Origin of the sequence: Streptomyces sp. NPDC001027 (genome assembly GCF_040299045.1) — a bacterium.
Lineage (GTDB): Bacteria > Actinomycetota > Actinomycetes > Streptomycetales > Streptomycetaceae > Streptomyces.
In genome coordinates this window covers 1-2,533 of record NZ_JBEPBI010000488.1, presented here as the reverse complement: position 1 = coordinate 2,533, position 2,533 = coordinate 1, and the positions used below count along the sequence as shown (strand labels likewise).

The 2,533-nt window shown below is 68.4% G+C and carries 3 protein-coding genes; 1 reads left to right on the top strand and 2 read right to left on the bottom strand.

The genetic code is table 11. The annotated features are described in order from the left end of the window. Positions 1 to 128: AsnC family transcriptional regulator (locus tag ABT300_RS43110; RefSeq protein ID WP_351688371.1), on the bottom strand; the 128-nt coding region annotated here is incomplete at its 3' end. Between the two features lie 171 nt (positions 129 to 299). On the opposite strand from ABT300_RS43110, the gene ABT300_RS43105 reads away from it, so the two are divergent. Continuing rightward, a complete protein-coding gene (locus tag ABT300_RS43105; protein ID WP_351688368.1) occupies positions 300 to 1,574 on the top strand; it encodes an ArgE/DapE family deacylase in 1,275 nt (424 codons plus the stop codon). A 146-nt stretch (positions 1,575 to 1,720) separates the two neighbouring features. Here ABT300_RS43105 and ABT300_RS43100 read toward each other — a convergent pair whose 3' ends face one another. Continuing rightward, positions 1,721 to 2,188: a Pycsar system effector family protein gene (locus ABT300_RS43100; RefSeq protein ID WP_351688365.1), complete on the bottom strand. Its 468-nt coding sequence runs from the start codon at positions 2,186 to 2,188 to the stop codon at positions 1,721 to 1,723. Positions 2,189 to 2,533 lie beyond the last annotated feature (345 nt).

The window sequence follows — 2,533 nt, the reverse complement described above, 5'->3', positions numbered from 1 at the left end:
GCCACCAGGCGGTCCAGACGCCGCTTGGCGGCGGGCGCGGACAGCCCGGCCGCCTTGCCGATCTGGGCGTACGGAGCACGTGCGTTGTGCAGCACGTAGCGGATGATCGCTTCGTCGATGGCGTCCATGATCTCACTCCAGACGTCAGAGCCTACGGCGGGTGACGCAAGAAACAGCCGCGAGGCCTCTGACATTGCAAGAAAGCGACTGCAGGCAGCAGCAAATGGCGATTGCTTGCGCTGTCCGCCGAACATAGTCTCCGGCTTGTCCTGATGTCACGTGCCGGGAGACGTGTTGAGATGACAGCGAGCCTGAGCGATGTGGAGGCCTCGGCGCTGGCCGCGGTGGACGAGGCGGCCATCGCCCGGTTGCTGCTGGAACTGCTCGTCGTTCCTAGCGTGACGGGGAGCGCCGCGGAGTCCGAGCTCCAGCACGTACTGGCCCGGCATCTGGAGCGGATGGACCTCGACGTCGATCTGTGGTCCATGAACCTGCCCGAGCTGCGCGCCCATCCCGGTTTTCCCGGCAGCGAGGCCCCGCGCACGGAGGCGTGGGGCCTGGTGGGCGGCACGCGACCCCAGGGCGACGGACCGAGCCTGGTCCTCCAGGGGCACGTCGACGTCGTCCCTTCCGGGGACCTCGCGCAATGGGAGGGCGACCCCTTCCGCCCCCGGGTCGCCGGGGACGTGGTGCACGCCCGAGGAGCGTGCGACATGAAGGCGGGGGTGGTGGCGATACTCGCCGCCCTGGCCGCGATACGGCAGGCGGGCGCAAGGCTGCGCGGTCGGCTGTCCGCGCACTTCGTGGTCAGCGAGGAGGACGGCGGACTCGGAGCGTTCGGCACCCTCCGGCGCGGCCACACCGGCGACGCCTGCATCATCACCGAACCGACCAGCGGCGCGCTCATGACCGCGAACGCCGGCGCCCTGACCTTTCGCATCGAGGTACCCGGCCGGGCCACCCACGGCAGCACCAGGTACGTGGGGGTGAGCGCCATCGACGCCTACCTGCCCATTCACCGCGCGCTCGCCGATCTGGAAGCCCGCCGCAACGTCGGCGCCGACCCGCTCATGTCCGAATACCCCCTCCCCTACCCGCTGTCCGTCGGCACCGTCCACTCCGGGGACTGGGCCAGCAGTGTGCCCGACCTGTTGGTGGCCGAAGGGAGACTGGGCGTCCGGCTGGGCGAGGATCCGGCCCGGGCACGCACCGAACTGGAGGCGTGCGTGGCCGAAGCCTGCGCGTCCGACCCCTGGCTGCGCTCCCACCCCGCCACGGTGACATGGCCCGGCGGACAGTTCGCCAGCGGACGGCTGCCCGCCGGGCACCCGCTCGCGGCCCGGGTCGGCGACGCGCACGCCGACGTCACCGGCGGCCCGCGACCCTCCGAGCGAGGCGCCCCTTACGGCAGTGACCTGCGCCTGTACTCCGGGGCGGGCATCCCCACGCTGCAGTACGGCCCCGGCGACGTACGCCTCGCACACGGTCCACAGGAACAGGTCCGCGTCAGCGAAGTCGTCACCGTCACCCGGACCCTGGTCCTCGCCGCCCTACGCACAGCCGGCACCAAGTGACACCCGCCGACACCACCCCGTACCGGCGGACAGCCTGAAGGCAGCGGTGAGTTGCCCTGGCGAGCTCGCCGCCCCATCCGGTGAACACTTCGGTCGCGACAGTGCACAGGCTGTACCAGCGCAGGCCTTGGCCTTTGGCCCACCGATCAATGCCCCGTTGCGGTGACCAGTGTGGCGACGACGAAGAAAAGAAACCCGGTGATCAGGAGGTCGACGGCGAGCCGCAGTCGCCGGAACTTACGATGGACCACCCGTGAGAGGAAGAGAACACGATCCGGCCTCCGCTCCGCCTTCATGTGAATGAGGAGGTCGCCGCGCCCCAAAGCCGACCATATTTCCCAGCCCTCTCCAGAGCGGCCCCCAAGGGCCGGTCTGATGGAGAGAAGGAGGACGAGCACGGATGCGGCCAAGGCGCTGAGCCCGAGGGTCCCCAGCAGACGTACGTGCCAGCTCAGGTCGGAGTTACGAGCGATTGCCGCGACCAGGGCCATGATCCCTCCGTCGACGGCGATGAGCAGACTTGCCTTCGTGTCGTGGCGCACGAGCTCCTTGCCCAACATGCTGTCGGCCATACTCAGGTTTTGCTCAGTCAGGTCTGGTGGCTGCTGCGACATGTGGCCTCTCCATGACTTGGAGCAGACGAGGTGTCCTCTACGACGCCTGCGCGTCAAGCCCGGTTCTCGCAACGGCTCACCGACACCGAGGCGCACCACGAGCGCAATGCCGCCCGGGGTGCGGTGTCAGCTTCGTCTGATCGAACAAGTCGGATACCGGGCGGCGAGCCACGGTTCATCATCCGTCACCGGGATCACACATGATTGCGGTTACTGACACGAGGGCATACCAAGGCTCAAGGGCTGAGGGGACCTCTGGGGGGCGCATGCTGGCTTCGAGCTATGCCGGAATATCCTACGAAGCTCCGGCCTAGTGTGTTCGATTTTCCGTTCGATAACGTGAGG